Raw genomic sequence first — 21,165 nt, forward strand, 5'->3', positions numbered from 1 at the left:
AGACTCTACCCATTCCTCTCAATTATTCGAGTAAAAATTAACTATCGCATCTTTTATCACATAATGCTTTTATATTTACCTCATGATTTCATTTCACGAAATAAGGTTCTCCAATGACTGAATACATCGTTCTCGGCCTCGTTATATTGACTGTGTTTTATGCCATTAAAGTTTATAACGATCTCGTTTCTGGGCGAAACTCAGTCGAAAATGCATGGCGGCAAATTGATGTGCAGCTAAAACGCAGACTTGATCTCATTCCAAACCTTGTGGAAACAGTAAAGGGGTTTATGGCGCACGAAAAAGATGTCCTTACTCAGGTCACTAAAGCACGTACGCGGGCCTACAATGCAGGTTCCCGTAGTGAAGCAATTGAGAGTAACAATTTGCTGTCCAACGCCACCGCGAACCTTTTGGCCGTAATGGAAAATTATCCCGATATAAAATCCCAAGACAGTGTCAGTGATCTCACCGAAGAGTTGACAACAACAGAAAATAAAGTTGCCTTTGCACGTCAGCATTATAATGACGTCACCACCTCCCAAAATAATAATATACAGCAATTTCCATCTAACTTGATTGCGTCACTTTTTAAATTCGCTCTCGAAGATCTCTGGGAACTTGACGACACAACCCGCAAAGCAGCTCAGGACGCCCCAAAGGTATCTTTTTAAACAATGCATTGCCCTCAAAGTCTTTAAGTTGTTGGAATTCAAACAATGCCGACGTCACCACTGATCCTGATCTCTACTGACTTCAAGGCCGCTCAGAAAAAAAATCTACGTAATTCCGTTCTGCTTTGTTTGATCATGATATTAATGGCTATGGGGCTAGGTTATATTAGCGGTTGGGGCGTAGAAATTTTTACGCAAAGTCATCCCGCATTAAAAAACATGCCCTATAGTACAAACATTTTAGAGCTTCTCAGCTTAACCTTGATAAGTGATTGGGGTATATCTGGTATAATTGGAATGATTGTGTTTTCAGTTCTTGCTTTATGCTGGACATACTTTTCAGGGGATAAGACCCTTCTTAAAATGAACGATGCAATCGAGGCTGACCCAGAAAAATACCAAGAACTCCATAACATTGTCGAAGAAATGTCTATAGCATCCGGGCAACCAAAACCTGCGGTTTATATCATTCATGATGATGGGTTGAACGCTTTTGCGACAGGACTACGAGCCCAAAACGCATCCATAACAATCACCACAGGGCTTTATGAAGCCTTAACAAGAGATGAGCTACAGGGCGTCGTTGGTCATGAGATGGCCCATATCCTCAACAGAGATGTTCAATATGCCGTACTCGTCGCAGTAGGTGCTGGCTTAATAGCCGTTGTTGCGGAAATAATGCTCCGAATGAGTCGATTATTTTTCTACTCGCGGTCCTCAACAAGCCGCTCTTCAAGTTCAAATAAAAAGAGTAATGGCGCCAATCCTCTTATGTTAATCGCAGGTATTGTTTGGGTTTTGGCGGCAATTCTGGCTCCACTTGTTGCCTATCTTGTCAGGATGGCGATTTCGAGAGAACGAGAATATCTCGCCGATGCTACTGCAGCGGAATTGACAAGAAATCCAAAAGGTCTAGCCTCTGCCCTTCTTAAGATAAGTGGTCATGCCCACTTAAAAGAAAAAAATGCAGCAACCGAGCACCTCTTTATTATCAATCCCAATAGAAGCTTTAGTGAAGTCGCCAGCAATCTAACTTCAACCCATCCCGCGACATCTCTGCGTGTTGAACGCTTGATGAATTTGAAATAGTAATGTTGAGATTTTTTGTCGCGAAATCGAAAGAAATCATGCGAAGTAACATTTAAATTCGATAATCTGATCCATTTTATGAATATTTTTAATTATATGCTCTAGCGAGGTACCCCCCATGAGTTTTACAGGAAAAACGGCTGTTGTAACCGGAGCAGCTGGCGGTATGGGCCTCAACATTGCCCAAGACCTTGCAAAGCAAGGTGCTTATGTGGTCCTTATAGACATCAAAGAGTCGGCGATAGATCTTACTCAAACCAAACAAGGAACAACGTACTTTGCCAAAGGTGATGTCACAGACTCAGCCTTTGTTCAGGGGGTTATGGGGGATGTTTTCAAGAAAACGGGCCGTCTTGATTATCTTGTCAATGCAGCTGGGGTTCTTTGGTTTGATAAAGATAAATCGACAGAACAAACGGATCTAGATTCATGGGATCGGATCATGGAAATTAATTTGAAATCCATGGTTATAACTTGCCGTCACGCCTTGCCTTTAATGCGTAAAACGGGGTCAGGCTCCATGGTCCACGTCGCTTCTATTCAAGCCATGCGTGGCGATGATAAACCACAAGTCGCTTATCAGGCCTCCAAAGCTGCTATTATATCACTGTCAAAGACGGTTGCTATGGAAGGTGCTGCAGATGGCATTCGGTCGAACTCAATCCTACCCGGGCCAACACTGTCTCCTATGCAAGATCGCTGGGTTCACGACCCCTCAATCCAACGTTCGACCGAAAGTGTAATTCCGCTTGGACGAGCAGGAACAACTCAGGATATGTCAAATGCGACCCTGTTCTTGTTATCGGATAATGCTAGCTACATTACAGGTACTGAACTTATTGTAGATGGGGGCTTATTAGCCCGTCCTTGATACAAAAAAATAAGAGGGCTGCTCACAGCCCTCTTATTGACATCGTCTCTAAAAATAAAATGAGATCTGAGTGTATAATTAATTACTCATCTTGCCATCACGGTGGTGTTAAGTGTTAAGCGTCTACACCAACACCGCCCGCACTACTTGTTAAAGTATCCAATAACGATTGGCGTACGCCATCGCGGCCTTCGAATTCCGGCCCATTCGCGCCATTAAACAAGTGTCCGAGCGGAACCAAAAGATCTGCCCGATAAACCGTAAAGGGATCATCCCCCTCTTTTTCAGGCCTGATATCTTGTTTTTCACGGAGGCTCAGAAGAGGACCTTCCCCAGGAAGCTTTCTCAAAAGTTCAGCATCATCATCTGCATTTGTTCTTGGTGGGTTACTCACAATCGTATTGATTAATTCGTCCAAACCAACACCCTCTCTAGCGAGAGCAAGAGCTTCACCCGCGCCGTAGAAGCCACCAGTATCCAGTCCTTGCAGTACATTACCAAGTAAAGAATTAGCGCCTTCAGCAGAGCTCGATTGAGCCACGGCTGTCGTTTTTGTTATCTCAGCTTGAACAGAGGCAAAATTAAACGATAGCTCACCCGTATTGTTGTTCACATATATATCAAGTGATTGTACAGCCAAATATGTTTGCTCACTAACACCAGAAGCAACTCCATCAGCCCCAGCATAAGACAGTGACTTTTGTGTCCGTGTCGCAACTGACTGTTCAAATGAAAAACTAAATTCATCCGAATTTGCGGCACCTTCTTTGATCGAGTTAACGAGATTTTTAGCAAGATCTAAAGCAGCATCTTTACCATTACCAAGGCGTTCAAAGACTTCAGCCAAAGTACCAACAATAGAATCCAATGCGTTACTTAGCGTCCGCTGGATAACTTCTTTTGGAGATAAAGAGCCGCTTGTTAGCGCAGCGTCTCTTGGATTTTCATTAGATAAAAGATTTTCCGGCACATCAACTTGATCATCAATTGGTGAAACCGGATGGGTTTTAGGAAATCCATGCCCCGTTTGGCCAGCAACGCCATTTTGCCCAGAATTTTGATCAAGCAAGTTATATCCAGGAAAACCGCGTAAGTTTTCCAAGCCCTGACGTAACAAGCCTAGTGCAGAATGAGTCATTTTCTCCTCCTGAGGTCGTACCAGCCAATATGCACCATATCATGGTATTTGGTATTAGCGGGTAATGAGCTACATGCTCCGACAACTAATTGATTACACTCTAAAATAATTTATGAATATTAATGATTGCTTAACAAAATTGCAAAACAAAAATTACCTTTTATAATAATGAATTAGCTGGAACTTGATCATTCTCCAAATTTCGACTATCGATTCGAGCAAGTGAACAATGCTCCTTAAATAAAACTCTCAGTTCTTTTTTACATTTACTTTATTCGAAAAAGTATGAAATCAATTATCTATTAATTGAGCCATGCAATTTTCGAACACAGCTATGCACAAAACACATATCAGGGCTTCCTTTTGTACATCTTGTCGCAGGCAGACGATCAGTTTATGAAGGTGCCACAAAATACTCCATAAACACCAAGGAGAGCGCCTTCCATGAGCGAATTATTGAAATGTATTTCACCTGTTGACGGATCAGTTTACGTTGAACGTCCGCTAGCAAGTGACAGTGATATCCAGAAAGCCCTGGATAAATCCGTTGCCGCCCAAAAAAGCTGGCGTAAGGTTCCGATCAGTGAAAAGCAAGCGATTGTTAGTAAGGCAGTAGATTACTTTGTCGCCAACAAAGCTGCCATTGCTGAAGAAATTACATGGCAAATCGGACGTCCAATCTCTCAGGCGCCTGGAGAAATCGGCGGTTTTGAAGAACGCGCACGTTATATGATCAAAATTGCGCCAGAATCCCTAGCCGATCAAAACGTCGGTGATAAAGAAGGTTTCACCCGCTTCATTAGAAAAGAAGCTTTGGGTGTGGTTTTTGTTGTTGCTCCGTGGAACTTCCCATTAATGACAGCAGTAAACTGCATTGTTCCAGCACTCCTTGCAGGTAATAGTGTTCTACTTAAACATGCCGCTCAAACCCCTCTTTGCGCCGAACGTTTCACCGAAGCCTTCAAAGCAGCTGGTCTTCCTGATGGTGTTTTCCAACACTTACATATGAGCCATGCGGGTGCAGCTAAGCTTATCGGTTCAGACGGTGTGGATTTTGTTAATTTCACAGGATCTGTTCCTGCCGGACACGCCATTCAAAAAGCAGCTTCCGGTCGGTTTATTGCTACTGGACTTGAGCTTGGCGGCAAAGACCCCGGGTATGTGCGCGCGGATGCAAATGTCGCCCATGCGATCGAGAGCCTTGTTGATGGTGCTATGTTTAACTCTGGTCAGTCCTGTTGCGGTATTGAACGTATTTACGTTCATGATTCCGTTTACGATGATTTCGTATCAGGCGCTGTCGATTTGCTCAAACAATACAAACTCGGCAACCCAACAGATCCTAATACCAACCTTGGTCCCGTTGTAAAAACCAGCGCCGCTGATTTTGTCCGCGGTCAAGTTGCAGAAGCTGTCAAAGCAGGCGCACAAGCCCTTATAGATCCGGGTTACTTTGCTGCTGACAAAGAAGGTACACCTTATCTCGCACCACAGCTTGTAGTTGGTGTTGATCACTCCATGCGGGTGATGAACGAAGAAAGTTTCGGCCCTGTTGTTGGAGTGATGAAAGTTTCTTCTGATGAAGAAGCCATCAAACTCATGAACGACAGCGAGTTCGGGTTAACTGCTTCTATCTGGACCCAAGACGCAGATGCGGCTCTTGCAATCGGTGATGATATCAACACCGGCACATGGTTTATGAACCGTTGTGACTATCTGGACCCCGCTCTCGCATGGACTGGTGTGAAAAACTCCGGCCGTGGTTGCAGCCTCTCCAAAGTCGCCTACGAGCACCTGACGCGTCCAAAGTCATTCCATCTTCGTACTAAGATTTAATTATCTTAGCTTAAGAAAAGAAACTACAAAGCCCGGTTCCAATTGGAGCCGGGCTTTGTCATATTTATCGAAGACAGCTTATTAAAATCCTAGTTTACTAAATCCTCAACCAGTCTTACCTTGCCAATATTTAAGACAATCAGTAAGCCCTTCATCCAAGGTGTAGTCTCCTTGAAAGCCAACTTCTTCCTTCAAGCGCGTAACAGTTCCAACAAGGCGCGATGGTTCATTCTCTCTATCAGGATAAGTTCCCGGTTTTAGTAGCTCTTCTTTTTCAAGTTTTTTTGCAATCAGTTTGGCAACATCAAGAAGTTTATAACCGTGCCCACTTCCAATATTTACCGCCCCCTCGACACCGGATAACAACAGTGAAGCAAAAGCCCTACCAACATCCCGGCTATCCATGAAATCTCGAACTTGAGTTCCCGAAGACATCCGCGCTTCTTTATCAGAAAGTAAGGAGCACACTATCGAAGGCACAAATCGTGTTGGGGTTTCGCCTGCGCCATAAAGCAAAAATACCCGCCCCCAAGCAAAAGATTTCTCATGATCACTCTTCAAAGTTAACGCTTTGAAACAATCCAGTTTACTCTGCCCATAGAGGGTTTCTGGATTTTGGGGAGAATTGTATTCGTCAAGATCATCAGTGCTTGAAAGGTTATTCCAATCGTATTCTGCACAACTTCCTGCACAAACTGCGCGTTGGCCGCCCTCTTTCCAGAATGCCGATACCAAACTTATTGTCTGCTCACGCCACAGATGGTTTGATTCTGCATTCCAAAAATGGCCGTGCTCAGTTTCCCAGGCAAGGTGCAGCAAAAGGTCCGCACCTGCATCTTTGGCAATGCGCTCTGGATCTCCAACCTTTAGAAGATCACCAACGACATAATCATACCCGGATGGACTAGATGATCCTGATCGAGACAAGAGAACGACATCATGCCCCGATTTTTCAAGTGCCACGACAGCATGACGGCCGATAAATCCAGATCCACCCGTTACAAGTATCCGGCTCATGGACTTACGTAATCTGGGTAGTTCGCATCGCGATCGGTAATGATCTCAGGCTTAGCCGGCCAAACAATGCCAAAGGCGGGATCATTCCAACGTTGACCCCCAGCCAATTCGGGCACGAATTCTTCGCCCATAAGATACAATAATTCACTATCGCCTTGGAGCGTCAAAAAACCATGAGCACACCCCCCAGGGACCACAAAGGCTTTACGGTTATCGGCAGATAACTCCGTGCCAAACCATTTCAAATAACTGGTAGAGTCTTTACGCAGATCAACAACGACATCCCAGACTGCACCGCGAATACAGCGGACAATTTTGGGGTCTGGCTTTGGTTCAGCTTGGTAATGTAGGCCGCGAAGTGTCCCCTTGGAGACATTCCCTGACAGGTTAATTTGATTGATCGAAAAAGCCACATCATTTTCGGCGAACAATTTTTCACAAAACGCACGAGCAAAAAAGCCGCGCTCATCGCTAAAAGACTCAAGATCGGTTAATAGCAACCCATCAATTTCTGTCTTTTGAAAAATCAAGAAAGGACCTCTGTCGTTGGCACAGGAATAACAAATTTGCATCCCCACTCACTGACATAAGAAAGAGAGGTTGAAATTTCCGTTTTTAAATTCCAAGGAAGAATAAGGATGTAATCTGGTCGAAGAACTGCGATCTCAGAGGGCGCGATCACAGGTATACGGCTACCTGGAAGCAGGGTATTTTGTTTATGTGGACTCAAATCTGCGACATGTGAGATGAGATTTTTATCAATCCCACAATAATTCAAAAGAGTGTTCCCTTTTGCTGCCGCGCCATAACCAATAACTTTTTTCCCTTCAGCCTTAGCCTTGGTCAAAAAGGTTATTAACTCTTCACGGAGTTTTTTCACGCGGGGTTCAAAATTTTCATAACCAGCTATCTTATCAAGCTTGGCCGACACTTCTTTTTGACGCACCATATGTAAAGTGGTTGTTTCTTCGCGCGCAGATGATGCTTTGCAGGCCCATACCCGATAAGAACCGCCATGGGTGGGAAGTTCTTCAACATCAAATACCCGCAGCCCGTTTCGCTCAAAACACTTTTCAATAGCCAAGAGAGACAGGTAAGAGAAGTGCTCATGGTAAATCGTGTCAAATTGAACGTTTTCAATCAGGTTCAAAAGACTTGGAAACTCAAAACTTACCACCCCTTGATCAGCCAGGAGTGTGGAAAAACCGGTCACAAAATCATTAATATCAGGAACATGAGCCAAGACATTGTTCGCCGCCATAAGATCAGCAGGTCCGTGCTCACTTAGAACTTTTTCAGCTGTTAGTTTACCAAAAAAAGTCACTTCGGTCGGCACCGCCTTTTTCCGTGCTTCTTCTGCAACATTTGCTGCGGGTTCAATACCCAGAACTCGAATGTCATTGTTTACAAAATGTTGCAGCAGATAACCATCATTAGAGGCAACTTCAACGACAAAGCTCGAAGAGTTTAGTCCAAAACGTTTCTCGGCATTGTCGGCATAATGTTTTGCGTGTTCGACCCAACTGGAAGCAAAAGACGAGAAATATGCATAATCTGAAAAGATATCTTCCGGCGGCACAACGTCATCAACCTGAACCAAAAAGCAATTACTGCACACCCTTGCATGGAGAGGATATTGCGCATCCGATTGATCTGCTTTTTGTAACTCAACATAGGAGTTAGCCAATGGCGTTTCTCCCAAATCAAGGAGGGTATGTTTGAGTTCGGTACCGCAAGAGCGACAGGTAAGCTTGGTCATTATTTCGCCAGTAAAGTCTGAAAATTTTCAATTTGAGAGCATGTGATCTGCTTCACACATTCACCCATAGCATGTTTTTTATGCCAAGAGACGATCCACTGTAACGTCTCACTCAAATCAAGGCGGGGATGCCATCCCAACGCTTCGCGAGCAAGTGTAACATCAAGTGCGAGCGCATGGGCTTCTTTGGGTTGCTCTGCACCATCCAGGTGCCATTTATGATCACCACCCCACAGTGCAAGCATTTTCTCCACAACGCTTTGTACAGAATCTGATCCGTGAGGACCAAAATTCAAGGCAGGTATATTAACTATTTCCTTTGTGGCAAGTGCTTGTGCAAAGAGGAGATACCCTCCTAGAGGTTCAAGCACATGCTGCCAAGGTCTCGTGGCCAATGGATTTCGAAGAACAATGTCTTGTGCTTTATAAAAACCATTGATCAGGTCGGTCATTAAACGATCTTCTGACCAATCACCACCACCAATTACATTCCCTGCACGCGCAGTGGCAACAGCCACTCCCTTTTCACCGAAGTAACTCCTGGCAAAACTGTGTGTGACTATTTCCTGACAGCCTTTTGAGGCACTATAAGGATCTTTGCCCCCCAAAGCATCTCCCTCACAAAAAGGAATGCCGCGATCGTCGTTCTCGTAAGCTTTATCGCTTGTGACAACAAGTACGGACTCAAGAGCATCACAGGGTCGTAATGCCTCCAGGAGGTTGGCAGTACCCATAACGTTGGTAGCAAAGCTTTCCAACGGATCACGATAACTGCGACGAACCAAAGCCTGGGCTGCAAGATGCAATACGAGCTGTGGATTGTGTTCACGCACGACTTTTGTAATTGTAGCCGGATCTCTCAAATCTCCAATCCTACTGTGAGCATCATCATGCCCAAGTAAACCATGAAGATTTGGTTCTGTCGCAGAGGGAAGAGAAAATCCAACAACGTCAGCCCCGAGTATACGAAGCCACTGATTGAGCCACGCCCCCTTAAACCCGGTATGCCCGGTCAAAAGCACACGCTTTCCAACCCAAAAATCAGGATTCAGTTTGATAGCTTCGCTCATTAAAAAGACTGCACTAACATATTCCCTACCACGTTTACCTTACCAAGTTTTCCAGGGGGCCTTACCGCTGGCCCACATAGCTTCGAGTTCATTTTTCTCACGCAAGGTATCCATCGGTTGCCAAAAATCCTGATGGGAAAAAGCCGTCAGTTCACCGCTTTCGGCCAACCTCGTAAGGGGCTCTTTTTCCCAAATCGTACTATCACAGTCAATCAGATCGATAACAGAAGGTTCGCAGACGAAATAGCCTGCATTAATACGGCCCCGCTCGCCTTGCGGTTTTTCAGTAAAAGCAGACACGCCGTCGCCTTCAATAATCGCAGCACCAAACCGCCCGGGAGGTGTCACAACTGTCATTGTGGCTTTACGTCCCGCCTTCTTATGCGCCTCGATACTTTCGCGCACATTAACATTTCCAACCCCATCACCATAGGTCAGACAAAAAGGTTCATGCGGATCGAGATAAGGGGCAACTCGCTTAACTCGTCCCCCCGTCTGAGTAACCGGGCCAGTATCAACCAGGGTAATTTTCCATGATTCAGCTTTTGATGCGTGGTATTCAAGCTGATTGTTTGCGAGATCGATTGTCACATCAGCGTTATGAAGGAAGTAGTTCGCAAAATATTCTTTAATGACGTAGCCTTTATACCCAAGGCAGATAATAAAATCATTGATCCCATGACTGCTATAAATCTTCATGATATGCCATAATATAGGCATGCCACCGATCTCAACCATTGGCTTGGGCTTCAGGTCTGTTTCCTCAGAAATTCGACTTCCAAGTCCCCCAGCGAGAATTACAGCTTTCATCTTTAATATCTTTCTTTATTTAATATCAACTGCGGGCACGACAGAAGCGCGCTTCCCCCTCAAAAAGCCTAGAGCCCCAGCACAACGAGCTGCGTCTCTCCAAGCCTTACTCCGTTTCAGAACAACCGTATAACCCAAAGCTTTCAAAGCATATTTACAAGCGTATTTCCATGCCAATTTTCGGGATTGGCTTAAGCCATGGTATTTCTTTTCAAAATAGAGCCTCGACCACGAAATATGCCAGAATTTTTCCCAATAATAAGCTTGATTAGGTCTTACTGAACCACCACCAATGTGAGTAATAACAGCATCAGGAACAAGAATAACTCCGTAACCTGCCTGACGAAAACGCATACAAATATCGTCATCTTCGTAGTACAGAAAAATTTCAGGGTCAAAAAAATTGACGGCTTTTGCCGCACTCATTCTCAAAAGCATAACTGCGCCAGAAACAAAATCTGCGCAAAGCGGTCCTTCAGGACAGACCTCCCCAACACGTTTGCCCAAAACTTTACGATTAAACAAATTTACATCGTGAGAAAGCTCAACAGAGCCATCCGGATTGAGGATACTGGGCCCGAATAGACCACCATCAGGAAACTGATCCGCAGCTTGAACTAAAGAGATAATAGCTTCTTCCGTCAGAATTGAATCAGGATTAACCAATAAGGCGAATTCTGTTTCGACTTCCCTAAGGCCGCAATTCATCCCATTACCATACCCAAGGCCAATTTCATTCACAATCAAACGAGCGTGTGGTGCAATCTTGTTAACAATATCAAGGCTGTCATCTGTTGACGCATTATCCACGACAATAAGGGGCGCTTCAGTTGGCACTGTTTGCAACATACCACCAATAACTTCCCCCCCATTATGGGTGACAGTTAAAACCGTCAATCGGGACCATATGTCTTTGGCTTTCAAATCAGGTGGGGTGGTTTTCATTTCAAGTGAGACCTACAAAAAAGTTGTGGCACAATTTAGAAACCTTACCCCTTGATAGCAAGAATATTCACATCCTACCCATGGCAGAGGAGCGAAAAATACATTAGATTTATTTTCTATCACCTTAGCCTCAGCAACAACAAAACTTAATACAGGTCCTGCAGCAGTGAAAAAAAATCCTCTTGAACGCGCGAAAGAAGAGTTACTAGAAACCGAGACTTTAATTTGGGCTGATACGCCAGACATCAATCGACGATCTCAAAAAAAACGTAAGGCTTCAATCTTTGGGAAATTAATTATACTCGTCGTACTTCTGTGGATGGTCGGTGTCATCATAACCAGCTTTTCAACTGGAAAAATTGCGGGATTAGCACTTGCATTTTTTGGCCTTCCTTTTTTATTTTTGGCGAGAAAACTGGTAAACAAGACAAAAGAAGCAAAAATTCGAGCAACACAGACTTTCTATGCCCTCACCAGCAATCGCCTTCTAATTATAAACGATTATAAGAAGAAATCCGTTCAGAGCTTTGACATCCACAAGCTAGAGTTTTTGGAACGAACAGAGCACACTGATGGAACCGGTAATATTCTGTTTGCAAAAAAACAGATTACTACCGTTTCAAGCAGTAACAGAAAAGACGCCCCGTCCCCAAAATCCGTTACGCATGATGTTAAAATAGGTTTTACCGATATTCGAGAAGCCAAAGAGTTAGAAAGAGAAATACAAAAATTGATTCAGTTAAAAGAGATTATTGAAAATTAAACTTTCCAATACCAGAAACCACATAAACGGAATTTACTGCTTAACTATTTATTTTAAAGCGCTTTCGGTACTCGCTTGGCGTCAAACCAACATGGGCTTTAAACAACTTACGAAAAGAACTCTGGTCTTCGTATCCCACCTGCCAGACAACTTCATCAATCAACATTTGACTGCTTTCAAGAAGTTCTCGAGACTTCTGCAACCGAAGTTGCGCAATATAAACGGATGGGGCGTGCCCGGTCGCCTTGGCAAACCGCCGTTGAAGAGTCCGCTCCGTAAGGTTGTTGTCATCAGCAAGACCTTTAACGGAAATTGCTTCCTTAAAATGGATCTGTAACCACTGCTGAATTACAAGAATATCCGGATCACCATGACCAAAATTTGGGACAAAGCTCTGATAATAACGCTGATCCCGAGCTCCAGTATCGATCAAAAAATACTTACTTAGCTTCATAGCTAAAAAAGGACCAGCAAAGCGTTCAACAATTCTCAAGGCAAGATCCATCCATGCCATCATTCCTCCTGCTGTAATGATGTCTCCATCGTCGATAAGAAGCTCTTCTTCACACATAATGATTTCTGGAAAGCTTGCCTTGAGATCATCCGCAAGCCCCCAATGTGTTGTCGCACGCCGCGCATTCAAGGCTCCAGCTTGCGCCAAAAGAAACGCCCCCGCACACGCTGAAGCCAGAACCGTCCCGTTTTGATGTTGAGTTCGTAACCAATCGCTACGAACAGCCCCCTGTTCATCAGCACCTATATTTTCCATCCATGGCGGAACCACAATAACATCCAATGATTGATCTGACGTCGATATCGCTTGTGTGATTAAGGAATGAGAAGAGGCGTTCAAGTTAGGAACAGAATCAGTATCTGTCGACCAGTAACTCCATTCCAACCTTGGCCAAGAGGCTTCGGAATAGTCCAATCTTATTCTATTGGACACTTCAAAAATTTCACCCAGGCCATGAAGCGCAGACCTCATGACACCTGGGTAGGACAATATACCAATTTTGATGACGGTACTCATTATGTCGGATTTCACCTCTATTACGTCAGATCCGCCCATACTCTAAACGACTTATTCCTCCTTTAATAGCGCTACACATAATTCAAATCAGGAAAATACAATGTCCAACACCGCTTTACTCCTTATTGATATTCAAAACGATTATTTTTCAGATGGAAAATGGCCTCTTGTTGACCAAGAAAAAGCCGCGTATCAAGCTGTGCGCCTTCTCAAACATTTCCGAGACAATAACCTGTCTGTTTTTCATGTTCGCCATCTTTCTGACAACACAGAAGCCCCTTTCTTTGCAAAAGGAACCTCAGGTTCTGAAATTCACAAAACTGTCCTTCCTTTAAAAGAAGAGCAAATCTTCATTAAATCGGAAATCAACTGTTTTAAGGACACAGATCTATTGCAAGCCTTGAGGGAACAAAATATCAGCAAACTCGTGATTGTCGGCTCCATGAGCCACATGTGCATCGATGCAGCAACCCGTGCAGCCTCAGATTACGGCTTTGACTGCACCGTTGCCAAAGATGCTTGCGCAACTCTCGATTTGGAATTTGACGGCAACATCACCCCCGCGGCACAGGTTCATAATGCCTTCATGTCAGGCCTTGCATTTGCTTATGCTAAAGTCATTTCAACAGATGAAGCAATAAGTCGGACATAACAACTTTGCTATGAGTCCTTATAGGTATTAATTTTCCTAGAAGGACTAAATTGTTGTATTTATGTTACAGTAAACACGTAAATGGCGAGTATAATAGTAATGATACTTGCGCCAAAATACTATGTCCGGTAGATGGGAACTCACAACGAAACAACACGAAGTCTTATCCAAGCCACTATGGCAGAACGAAGACGTTGTTTTATTACCAACCACTTTGAAAACAGGAGCAAGATGATGCAGGTATCCCGCTGTTTGCCCCTAGGGGTAATGATCCTAGGCTAGGCTGAGAACTCGCCGATGCCAGGTTCTAAGGTCCAGAAGCTATAACTTCTCGACCAAAGTTACCTACTTTCAAAGGCCACAATCATGGGCACTTTAATAAAAAATCGTACGTCGCTTTCAAATGTGAGCGATGCTACCATTCAACGACACTACTCGACTTCCGCCTGGATTGAAGGAAAGGCAGAGGAACAACTCCAACATGTTTCCCAACTCAATCGCGTACAAAAAGTCTCGGCTTTTCCCGACTTACACCCAGGGAAATATGGCCCCGTCGGCTGCGCTATTCTCTCTGATCTATTATATCCGCAATTAATTGGAAATGATATCGGTTGTGGAATGTCATTATTCATACTCGACCTTCCTGCCAGAAAAATAAAACCCGAAAAAATCGCAAAAAAATTTCGTGTTCTCGAAGGAAAATGGCTAGGAAATGCTTGTGCGTTACTCGAAGAGAATAGCCTACCACCTCAAGATTTTCCTTCTTCTCTTGGTACAATAGGAGGTGGAAATCACTTTTGTGAACTCCAAACCGTTGTTCAAATCAATAACAGTGAGCTTGCCAAAAAGGCTGATCTCTCAAAAGGCACCTCGTGCCTTCTGGTCCATTCAGGTTCACGCGGTTTGGGAATGCAAGTTTTCAGTTCCGTTTTAAATGAGCTTAATGCCGGTTTATCCCCCCTAACTGAACAGGCCGAGAAATATATAGCCTCTCACAACCGCGCTGTTCAATGGGCCAGTTTAAACCGTTATTTGATCGCAAGACGTGCTGCAGAATCTCTTCGGACAGACTTTAAATTAATCTCTGATTCTCCGCATAATTTAATCGAGGAATACCAAGGTCATTATCTTCATCGTAAAGGAGCCGCAAAAGCAGACATCCCTTTAATTCCTCTAGCGGGTTCAAGAGATTCAATGAGCTATCTTCTTTCACCAGGAGAAAAAGTTCACGATGCTCTTTCTTCACTCGCACATGGTGCAGGACGAAAGTATGACCGAAGCTCAATGCATGGTCGTATCCGGAATAAAAAGTCTGATCAAATAAAATTACAACGAACATCCTTTGGTGGTCATGTCGTATGTGAAGACAAACACCTTCTAATCGAGGAAGCACCAGAAGCCTACAAAAATGCAAATCACGTCCTCAGAGATCTTGAGCTTTTCAAGCTCGCAACATCCGTCGCAACGCTTCAGCCTCTGGTAACCTTCAAGAAAGTCATAAGTAGGAAAGAGGAGTACAGGTGATGCCCTCTCCACTTCGACTTTTGATCTCTAGCGGTAACGGCCCAACCGAGTGTCGGATAGCAGTTCGCCATGTTATAGAAGAAATTAGCAAAGAAGCAAAAAATTCCGGGCTTGATTTGGACCTGACAATTGTGTCTGAACCAGATACACACGGCCCGGTTTCAGCTGTGATTTCTTTGCATGGCATCAATCGACAGGATTTTTCAAAACGTTGGGTCGGTACTATCCAATGGATATGCGAAAGCCCCGTCAGGCCCAAGCATCGACGTCGAAACTGGTTTGTTGGTGTATTCAAACTTGACCATCAACAGGCGATTTCGGATGTACTTGAGACGTCTGAAATACGGTTTGATACCTTTCGGGCTGGAGGCCCGGGAGGACAACACCAAAACACCACTGATTCAGCCGTAAGAGCCACACACATAAAAAGCGGGGTTGCCGTTGTGGTTCGAGACCAACGGTCCCAGCATCGCAACAAACAAGTTGCAATTGAACGATTGGCCGAACAGATAGCACTGCACCAAACTCTAAAGAATGCTAAGGCACAGCGGAAAGAAAACCTCTTGCATCATCAACTTGAAAGAGGCAATCCGATACGCAGTTTCAAAGGAGTAAAATTCAAAGAAATTTAAATCCGCAATTTAAGCATCGACGTTGAAAGCTCTATCAATGTCGATGCTTTTATCCCGATTTAACTTTGCACAGCAACTGTTCTACGGTCCCCGCTTCATCAAGCCCATAAAGGCCATCGTCTTGTTCTGGCAAGAGGATGGCAGCGCTTCCATCTGGGAGATCCTGTCGTTCAACAATGTTGATTTCGGAAAGAAAATAGGATTTGTATTCGATTGGACGTCCGACTTCGAGAAGATACAAAAGTCGCTTGGATGTAATTACATAACTGAGCCTGCGCCCAAGATAATATATCCAGGACAGCCTTAAGATCACCGCGCCCAATGCCGTGATAAAGAGGAGGGCAAAAACTGTTGCAAAGATCGAAAACACTAAGCTTAAGGCGTATAAAATTCCAGAAAATCCCGCCAAAAACAAAAATCCCTTGGTCAAAGACGACTGGAATTCGGCACGCCAAATAGCGCCAAAGTTTGGACGCTCAAACCACCTGAGTTCTTCATCTGTGTTGATCCCTTCCAACACAAATTCTTCGAGATCATCTTTATGCAATGGGTCATCTTTCAAGAGCAGGAACCATCGGCTCCTTAAAAAAGTTCACGATAGTTTATTCTGACCTCAAGGCAATAAAAACCCGGCTGCAGATAACCATAGCCGGGTTTTTGTATCTCTTTTTTGATCAAGCCCGGATCAAAGTGCCATCAAGGAAGTATTCCCCCCCGCAGCTGTCGTATCGATCGAGATCGAATGCTCGGTTGCAAAGCGGTGCAAATAACGCGGCCCACCGGCTTTTGGCCCCGTTCCTGAAAGTCCCATGCCGCCAAAAGGCTGCACACCAACAATCGCCCCGATTTGATTTCGGTTGATATAAGTGTTGCCCACCCGTACCCGTTTACAGATGTAATCAACAGTCTCATCAATCCGGCTGTGGATACCAAGGGTTAACCCAAAACCTGAGCCGTTGATCTGATCGATAATCTTATCCAACTCAGATGCCTTGTAGCGAATGACATGGAGTACGGGGCCAAAAACTTCTTTTTCCAGAACGTGCAATCCGGTAATTTCAAAAGCAGCCGGAGAAACATAGGTTCCGTTTGAAACATTAGCAGGCAAAGGCAGTTCTCGGATAAGTTTGGCTTCTTTTTTCAAGCGATCGATATGATCTTGAAGCATCTGGCGTGCATCTTCATCGATCACAGGGCCGACATCCGTGGAAAGGTAAGAAGAATCCCCCACACCAAGTTCATCCATAGCGCCCGCCAGCATGGTCAAAATCTTATCTGCAACATCTTCTTGCAGAAAAAGAACCCTAAGTGCGGAACACCGCTGTCCAGCCGACTGGAAAGAGGATGCCAAAACATCACGCACAATCTGTTCCGGAAGAGCCGTTGAATCCACAATCATCGCATTCTGACCGCCTGTCTCTGCAATCAAAGGAACGATTTCGCCATCACGCGCCGCCAACGCACGCTGGATCAATTTGGCTGTATCTGTTGAACCCGTGAAGGCAACACCTTTGATACGCGGGTCGGACAACAAAGGTCCTGCAACCGTCGGCCCATCTCCAGGAAGAAGATGCAGAACATCACCCGGAATACCAGCACGATGGAAAAGTTTAATTGCAGCTGCTGCAACCAATCCTGTTTGTTCCGCTGGCTTTGCAATTACTGTGTTTCCAGCAGCTAGAGCCGCAGAGATTTGACCTAAGAAAATCGCCAACGGAAAATTCCATGGACTGATGCAAAGGAACACCCCACGACCATGAAGAGAAAGCTCATTTCGCTCCCCGGTTGGTCCAGGCATAATCAAAGGATCGCCAAAATCCTTACGGCATTTCACTCCGTAATAACGGCAAAAATCGACAGCTTCCCGAATTTCAGCAATCGCATCCGCCGTGGTTTTTCCGGCTTCACGCATACACAACGCCATTAATTCCGCTGTGTTATCTTCCATGAGGTCCGCCATGCGATCCAGACAGTCCGCACGATGATTAGCGGGAGTTTGATCCCAGCTCCACCAAGCGCGATCAGCGCGGGCGAGCGCCTGCTCTGCTTGGTCTTTTGAAGCCCAGGCAATCTCTCCCACTTTATTGCGACGATCACTTGGCGAGGTCACAGTTCGATTGACACCAGCCTGTTCGACGCCACCAATAATAGGGGCACCATTCCAGCCTCTTGTTGCGAAAGTCTTCACTTCCGAACCAAGCGCAGCAAGCTTAACGGCATCTGCCAAATCCAGCCCTTTGGAATTATGCCGCTCTGTTCCATAAAGGTGGAGTGGGAGCGGTATCTTAGGGTGGGGGATCTTAAACAGACCTTTTGCCTTTAGGATTGGATCTGCAATAATTTCATCAATTGGCAATTTTTCATCCTGTATTCGGTTCACGAATGAAGAATTCGCGCCGTTTTCTAACAAGCGACGCACAAGGTAGGCCAAAAGATCTTCGTGGCTGCCAACCGGAGCATAAATCCGAACCGGGTGCCCTTTTCCTTCTTTTCCCACGACCTGGGCATAGAGTGCTTCGCCCATGCCATGAAGACGCTGAAATTCAAAATCCTGCTCGACCCCTGCCATTTCAAGAATGGAAGCCACAGTATGCGCGTTATGACTGGCAAATTGTGGATAGAAAGCTTCAGGATCGGCCAATAATTTACGTGCACAAGCCAGATAGGAAACATCCGTTGATACCTTACGGGTGTAAACCGGGTACCCTTCAAGACCCTCTTCTTGTGCAACTTTAATTTCCGTGTCCCAATAAGCCCCTTTTACAAGTCGAACCATAAGACGTCGACCATGGCGGTGTGCCATGTCGGCCAACAAATCGACCACAAAAGGTGATCGCTTTTGATAAGCCTGTACCGCCAGCCCCAAACCGTTCCACCCTTTAAGGTCCGGGTCCCCTGAAACAGCTTCTAGCACCTCGAGAGAGATCTCTAAACGATCGGCTTCTTCAGCATCAACAGTCAGGCCAATATCATATTTCTTTGCAGCCAGCGCCAACTCCTTTAAGCGTGGCACGACTTCGTTCATAACGCGGTCGCGGTGGCTGAACTCATAACGGGGATGGATAGCAGATAACTTAATTGATATGCCCGGCGAGTTAATAGCTCCCCGCCCATTGGCAGCCTTACCTATTCCTTCAATCGCAACCCGGTAAGCTTCAAAATAACGGTCAGCATCCGGCATGGTCCGAGCGCCTTCGCCCAGCATGTCGTAGGAATAACGATAGCCCTTTTTTTCGTCCTCAACTGCTCTTTTCAGAGCCTCTTTAATATTCCGGCCCATCACGAACTGGCGACCTAAAATTTTCATCGCCTGACGAACGGCTTTACGGATTACAGGCTCACCACTTTTTTGAACCATACGGTGGAGAAGCCCGGTAAAGTCTTTGCTTTCATCTTTTTTGATATTTACCACGCGCCCGGTGAGCATCAAGGCCCAAGTAGAGGCATTCACAAACATGGATTCACTATGACCAAGGTGGGCCTGCCAATCAGCAGATGTCAATTTATCTCGGATCAATTTATCAATGGTTTCACTATCAGGAACACGTAAAAGCGCTTCGGCCAAACACATCAGAACAACGCCTTCTTTGGATGAAAGCTCGAACTCGTGCATAAAAGCATCAATACCGCCTTGGCCAATGCGTGACTTACGCACTTCTTTCACAAGATCACGCGCCCGAGCCGAAATTCGATCAAGAGCATCGTTTGGTAAATCCAGCGCGTTGATTAAGGCCGTTACGGCTTCGCTTTCGTCCATACGATAGGCCCCACGTAGGGCAGCTAATAAGGGAGTGGCATTAGCCAATTTCTTATCAATAATCATTTATCAATTCCCAGAAACCACATTTAATGTGCGTTTGATATTTTTCTGGTTAGAATTTTACGCCTGAAATAGCGAAATGTCCTACCAAATATCAAAATTTCTTAGCATTATCTCTAGTAATCAATGCATATTGCAGTTATATGTTCTGATATGAGTGAACGAAAACTTGATCGTATTGATCGTAATATACTGCGGGTCCTTCAAGAAGATGGTCGCATTTCAAATGTCGAGTTGGCTAGACAGGTCAACCTGAGCCCAACTCCCTGTCTTGAAAGGGTTCGTCGATTAGAGCAAAGCAATTATATCAAAGGATATATGGCAACGCTCAATCCAGTTCGCATTAATGCCAGCTTGTTGGTTTATGTTCAAATTACCTTGGAAAAGACCACATCAGGGGCCTTTGAGGAATTTAAACGTTCCATGTTACAAATTCCAGAAGTTCTTGAATGTCACATGGTGTCTGGTGGATTCGACTATTTAATTAAAGTAAGAGCAGCAGATATGGCTGAGTACCGTGGAATTCTCGGTGATAAACTTGCGGCAACAGCGGGTGTATCTCAAACGCACAGCTACGTGGTGATGGAAGAAGTCAAGAATACCAATATCTTACCCGTTAAGGACAATTTCTGATTAGCAAGACTTTTACTCGGACAAAGAATAGCCCTGCCACACTTAACAGGAACACAAAATGGTTAACGACAAAGATACCACTAAATCTAGAGAAGTAGATCGTCTCAGTAACTTCGGACAACACATAGGTTACAGCCTTTCGGACTGGACAGAGGGACAGGCAACGGTTTCCCTCGCCATCGACACCTGCCACCTTAACCGGGCAGGCATCATGCACGGTGGTGTTCTAGCAACACTGATCGATACCGCCTGCGGATATGCCATCATTCACAACCCTGATCCGACCAAGATACGAAAAGCCGTTACATTATCACTCAGTACCCAGTTTACCTCCGCAGCAAATGTCGGAGATCACCTCAAAGCGGTTGGCGTACTTAAAGGCGGAGGAAAACATATCAAATTCTTATCGTGCGAAGTGCACAATCAAGAAGGACAACTTGTTGGACAAGGAGAAGCGGTTATGAAAATCTTTTAAAGGCTAAGTAATTTCATCATTGACTGGAGCAACGATCACAACCAATCGATTTATTGTTCCTACCCCATCACAAAACGGAAAACATCCCCGATAAATATCAATAAACGCACGATCATCCCGAGGTACCGGGCTCAAAGTATAAGAAGGTCGCCTTTCTTGCGCGACCATTTCCATCTCTTCCCACTTCGTCTTGGCCATTTCAGGCTCAAAAGCCTCAGCCAATGTCTTACCCATGGAATTAATACCAGAGGCTTCGATAATACGTTGCCCCTCCAATTTAATAAGATGCCCCTCAGGATTGGGGCCATTTCGCTGCATGACCATTGTCCATGGCAGGATCTTACGAATCTCGGCAGGATCGAAATCTGACCAAAAAGGAACAGCTGCCATACTAGCCCCCCTGACACCTTCACAAGGCAAGTTCAGA

Annotated in this window: 21 protein-coding genes; 10 read left to right on the forward strand and 11 right to left on the reverse strand. The window is 44.9% G+C overall.

Annotation, left to right across the window (positions count from 1 at the left end; genetic code table 11):
• The first annotated feature begins 113 nt into the window (after nt 1-113).
• The 3 genes from ACFSKO_RS11420 (at nt 114) to ACFSKO_RS11430 (ending at nt 2,634) form a co-directional block, all read left to right on the forward strand.
• Complete coding sequence (locus tag ACFSKO_RS11420) at nt 114-674, forward strand: LemA family protein (protein ID WP_380251599.1); 561 nt, start codon at nt 114-116, stop codon at nt 672-674.
• Nucleotides 675-719: 45 nt separating this feature from the next.
• Nucleotides 720-1,763 carry a M48 family metallopeptidase gene (locus ACFSKO_RS11425; protein ID WP_380251601.1) on the forward strand — a complete coding sequence of 348 codons (1,044 nt, stop codon included), beginning with the start codon at nt 720-722 and terminating at the stop codon, nt 1,761-1,763.
• A gap of 118 nt (nt 1,764-1,881) precedes the next feature.
• On the forward strand, nt 1,882-2,634 hold the full coding sequence (locus tag ACFSKO_RS11430) for an SDR family NAD(P)-dependent oxidoreductase (RefSeq protein WP_380251603.1): 753 nt from the start codon (nt 1,882-1,884) through the stop codon (nt 2,632-2,634).
• Between the two features lie 115 nt (nt 2,635-2,749).
• Here the strand turns inward: ACFSKO_RS11430 and ACFSKO_RS11435 are convergent, their stop codons facing one another.
• Nucleotides 2,750-3,772, reverse strand: a complete 1,023-nt coding sequence (locus ACFSKO_RS11435; protein ID WP_380251605.1) for a hypothetical protein — start codon at nt 3,770-3,772, stop codon at nt 2,750-2,752.
• Nucleotides 3,773-4,216: 444 nt separating this feature from the next.
• Between ACFSKO_RS11435 and ACFSKO_RS11440 the strand changes: the two genes are divergently transcribed.
• On the forward strand, nt 4,217-5,608 hold the full coding sequence (locus ACFSKO_RS11440) for an aldehyde dehydrogenase family protein (RefSeq protein ID WP_380251607.1): 1,392 nt from the start codon (nt 4,217-4,219) through the stop codon (nt 5,606-5,608).
• A 105-nt stretch (nt 5,609-5,713) separates the two neighbouring features.
• Here the strand turns inward: ACFSKO_RS11440 and ACFSKO_RS11445 are convergent, their stop codons facing one another.
• From ACFSKO_RS11445 to ACFSKO_RS11470, 6 genes are read right to left on the reverse strand one after another with little or no spacing between them, the layout of a single operon-like run.
• Nucleotides 5,714-6,625: an NAD-dependent epimerase/dehydratase family protein gene (locus tag ACFSKO_RS11445; protein WP_380251609.1), complete on the reverse strand. Its 912-nt coding sequence runs from the start codon at nt 6,623-6,625 to the stop codon at nt 5,714-5,716.
• Nucleotides 6,622-7,155 carry a dTDP-4-dehydrorhamnose 3,5-epimerase gene (gene rfbC, locus ACFSKO_RS11450; RefSeq protein WP_380251611.1) on the reverse strand — a complete coding sequence of 178 codons (534 nt, stop codon included), beginning with the start codon at nt 7,153-7,155 and terminating at the stop codon, nt 6,622-6,624. Before rfbC ends, ACFSKO_RS11445 begins: the two co-directional genes overlap by 4 nt.
• Complete coding sequence (locus tag ACFSKO_RS11455; protein ID WP_380251613.1) at nt 7,152-8,384, reverse strand: methyltransferase domain-containing protein; 1,233 nt, start codon at nt 8,382-8,384, stop codon at nt 7,152-7,154. Before ACFSKO_RS11455 ends, rfbC begins: the two co-directional genes overlap by 4 nt.
• Nucleotides 8,384-9,454, reverse strand: coding sequence for a CDP-glucose 4,6-dehydratase (gene rfbG, locus ACFSKO_RS11460; protein WP_380251615.1), 1,071 nt, complete (start codon nt 9,452-9,454; stop codon nt 8,384-8,386). Before rfbG ends, ACFSKO_RS11455 begins: the two co-directional genes overlap by 1 nt.
• Before the next feature lie 39 nt (nt 9,455-9,493).
• Nucleotides 9,494-10,264, reverse strand: coding sequence for a glucose-1-phosphate cytidylyltransferase (gene rfbF, locus ACFSKO_RS11465; protein WP_380251619.1), 771 nt, complete (start codon nt 10,262-10,264; stop codon nt 9,494-9,496).
• Between the two features lie 15 nt (nt 10,265-10,279).
• Nucleotides 10,280-11,209: a glycosyltransferase family 2 protein gene (locus tag ACFSKO_RS11470; RefSeq protein WP_380251621.1), complete on the reverse strand. Its 930-nt coding sequence runs from the start codon at nt 11,207-11,209 to the stop codon at nt 10,280-10,282.
• Between the two features lie 166 nt (nt 11,210-11,375).
• Here ACFSKO_RS11470 and ACFSKO_RS11475 point away from each other — a divergent pair, with 166 nt between their 5' ends.
• Nucleotides 11,376-11,972: a hypothetical protein gene (locus ACFSKO_RS11475; protein WP_380251623.1), complete on the forward strand. Its 597-nt coding sequence runs from the start codon at nt 11,376-11,378 to the stop codon at nt 11,970-11,972.
• Between the two features lie 40 nt (nt 11,973-12,012).
• Here ACFSKO_RS11475 and ACFSKO_RS11480 read toward each other — a convergent pair whose 3' ends face one another.
• Nucleotides 12,013-13,002: a GlxA family transcriptional regulator gene (locus ACFSKO_RS11480; protein ID WP_380251625.1), complete on the reverse strand. Its 990-nt coding sequence runs from the start codon at nt 13,000-13,002 to the stop codon at nt 12,013-12,015.
• A 100-nt stretch (nt 13,003-13,102) separates the two neighbouring features.
• Here ACFSKO_RS11480 and ACFSKO_RS11485 point away from each other — a divergent pair, with 100 nt between their 5' ends.
• From ACFSKO_RS11485 to prfH, 3 genes are all read left to right on the forward strand, one after another.
• A complete protein-coding gene (locus tag ACFSKO_RS11485; RefSeq protein WP_380251627.1) occupies nt 13,103-13,654 on the forward strand; it encodes a cysteine hydrolase family protein in 552 nt (183 codons plus the stop codon).
• A 366-nt stretch (nt 13,655-14,020) separates the two neighbouring features.
• A complete protein-coding gene (locus ACFSKO_RS11490) occupies nt 14,021-15,178 on the forward strand; it encodes an RNA ligase RtcB family protein (RefSeq protein ID WP_380251629.1) in 1,158 nt (385 codons plus the stop codon).
• Nucleotides 15,178-15,810: a peptide chain release factor H gene (gene prfH / locus ACFSKO_RS11495; protein ID WP_380251631.1), complete on the forward strand. Its 633-nt coding sequence runs from the start codon at nt 15,178-15,180 to the stop codon at nt 15,808-15,810. Before ACFSKO_RS11490 ends, prfH begins: the two co-directional genes overlap by 1 nt.
• Before the next feature lie 49 nt (nt 15,811-15,859).
• Here prfH and ACFSKO_RS11500 read toward each other — a convergent pair whose 3' ends face one another.
• On the reverse strand, nt 15,860-16,372 hold the full coding sequence (locus tag ACFSKO_RS11500) for a hypothetical protein (RefSeq protein ID WP_380251633.1): 513 nt from the start codon (nt 16,370-16,372) through the stop codon (nt 15,860-15,862).
• Nucleotides 16,373-16,495: 123 nt separating this feature from the next.
• A complete protein-coding gene (gene putA / locus ACFSKO_RS11505) occupies nt 16,496-19,633 on the reverse strand; it encodes a bifunctional proline dehydrogenase/L-glutamate gamma-semialdehyde dehydrogenase PutA (protein ID WP_380251635.1) in 3,138 nt (1,045 codons plus the stop codon).
• A 150-nt stretch (nt 19,634-19,783) separates the two neighbouring features.
• Between putA and ACFSKO_RS11510 the strand changes: the two genes are divergently transcribed.
• On the forward strand, nt 19,784-20,263 hold the full coding sequence (locus ACFSKO_RS11510) for an Lrp/AsnC ligand binding domain-containing protein (RefSeq protein WP_380251637.1): 480 nt from the start codon (nt 19,784-19,786) through the stop codon (nt 20,261-20,263).
• 58 nt (nt 20,264-20,321) lie between these two features.
• Nucleotides 20,322-20,738 (forward strand): PaaI family thioesterase, encoded by a 417-nt coding sequence (locus ACFSKO_RS11515; protein ID WP_380251639.1) that lies wholly within the window; start codon nt 20,322-20,324, stop codon nt 20,736-20,738.
• 3 nt (nt 20,739-20,741) lie between these two features.
• On the opposite strand, the gene ACFSKO_RS11520 is transcribed toward ACFSKO_RS11515, so the two are convergent.
• Complete coding sequence (locus ACFSKO_RS11520; RefSeq protein WP_380251641.1) at nt 20,742-21,128, reverse strand: PAS domain-containing protein; 387 nt, start codon at nt 21,126-21,128, stop codon at nt 20,742-20,744.
• Between the last annotated feature and the right edge of the window lie 37 nt (nt 21,129-21,165).

This window comes from Kiloniella antarctica, assembly GCF_042682825.1.
In the GTDB taxonomy this organism is placed as follows: Bacteria; Pseudomonadota; Alphaproteobacteria; order Kiloniellales; family Kiloniellaceae; genus Kiloniella; species Kiloniella antarctica.

What these genes read in the sequence shown, in the direction of transcription:
- ACFSKO_RS11420 (WP_380251599.1), top strand. Translation starts at nt 114, where the DNA reads ATGACTGAATACATCGTTCTCGGCCTCGTTATATTGACTGTGTTTTAT.
- ACFSKO_RS11425 (WP_380251601.1), top strand. Translation starts at nt 720, where the DNA reads ATGCCGACGTCACCACTGATCCTGATCTCTACTGACTTCAAGGCCGCT.
- ACFSKO_RS11430 (WP_380251603.1), top strand. Translation starts at nt 1,882, where the DNA reads ATGAGTTTTACAGGAAAAACGGCTGTTGTAACCGGAGCAGCTGGCGGT.
- ACFSKO_RS11435 (WP_380251605.1), bottom strand. Translation starts at nt 3,772, where the DNA reads ATGACTCATTCTGCACTAGGCTTGTTACGTCAGGGCTTGGAAAACTTA.
- ACFSKO_RS11440 (WP_380251607.1), top strand. Translation starts at nt 4,217, where the DNA reads ATGAGCGAATTATTGAAATGTATTTCACCTGTTGACGGATCAGTTTAC.
- ACFSKO_RS11445 (WP_380251609.1), bottom strand. Translation starts at nt 6,625, where the DNA reads ATGAGCCGGATACTTGTAACGGGTGGATCTGGATTTATCGGCCGTCAT.
- ACFSKO_RS11455 (WP_380251613.1), bottom strand. Translation starts at nt 8,384, where the DNA reads ATGACCAAGCTTACCTGTCGCTCTTGCGGTACCGAACTCAAACATACC.
- rfbG (WP_380251615.1), bottom strand. Translation starts at nt 9,454, where the DNA reads ATGAGCGAAGCTATCAAACTGAATCCTGATTTTTGGGTTGGAAAGCGT.
- rfbF (WP_380251619.1), bottom strand. Translation starts at nt 10,264, where the DNA reads ATGAAAGCTGTAATTCTCGCTGGGGGACTTGGAAGTCGAATTTCTGAG.
- ACFSKO_RS11470 (WP_380251621.1), bottom strand. Translation starts at nt 11,209, where the DNA reads ATGAAAACCACCCCACCTGATTTGAAAGCCAAAGACATATGGTCCCGA.
- ACFSKO_RS11480 (WP_380251625.1), bottom strand. Translation starts at nt 13,002, where the DNA reads ATGAGTACCGTCATCAAAATTGGTATATTGTCCTACCCAGGTGTCATG.
- ACFSKO_RS11485 (WP_380251627.1), top strand. Translation starts at nt 13,103, where the DNA reads ATGTCCAACACCGCTTTACTCCTTATTGATATTCAAAACGATTATTTT.
- ACFSKO_RS11490 (WP_380251629.1), top strand. Translation starts at nt 14,021, where the DNA reads ATGGGCACTTTAATAAAAAATCGTACGTCGCTTTCAAATGTGAGCGAT.
- prfH (WP_380251631.1), top strand. Translation starts at nt 15,178, where the DNA reads ATGCCCTCTCCACTTCGACTTTTGATCTCTAGCGGTAACGGCCCAACC.
- putA (WP_380251635.1), bottom strand. Translation starts at nt 19,633, where the DNA reads ATGATTATTGATAAGAAATTGGCTAATGCCACTCCCTTATTAGCTGCC.
- ACFSKO_RS11510 (WP_380251637.1), top strand. Translation starts at nt 19,784, where the DNA reads ATGAGTGAACGAAAACTTGATCGTATTGATCGTAATATACTGCGGGTC.
- ACFSKO_RS11515 (WP_380251639.1), top strand. Translation starts at nt 20,322, where the DNA reads ATGGTTAACGACAAAGATACCACTAAATCTAGAGAAGTAGATCGTCTC.
- ACFSKO_RS11520 (WP_380251641.1), bottom strand. Translation starts at nt 21,128, where the DNA reads ATGGCAGCTGTTCCTTTTTGGTCAGATTTCGATCCTGCCGAGATTCGT.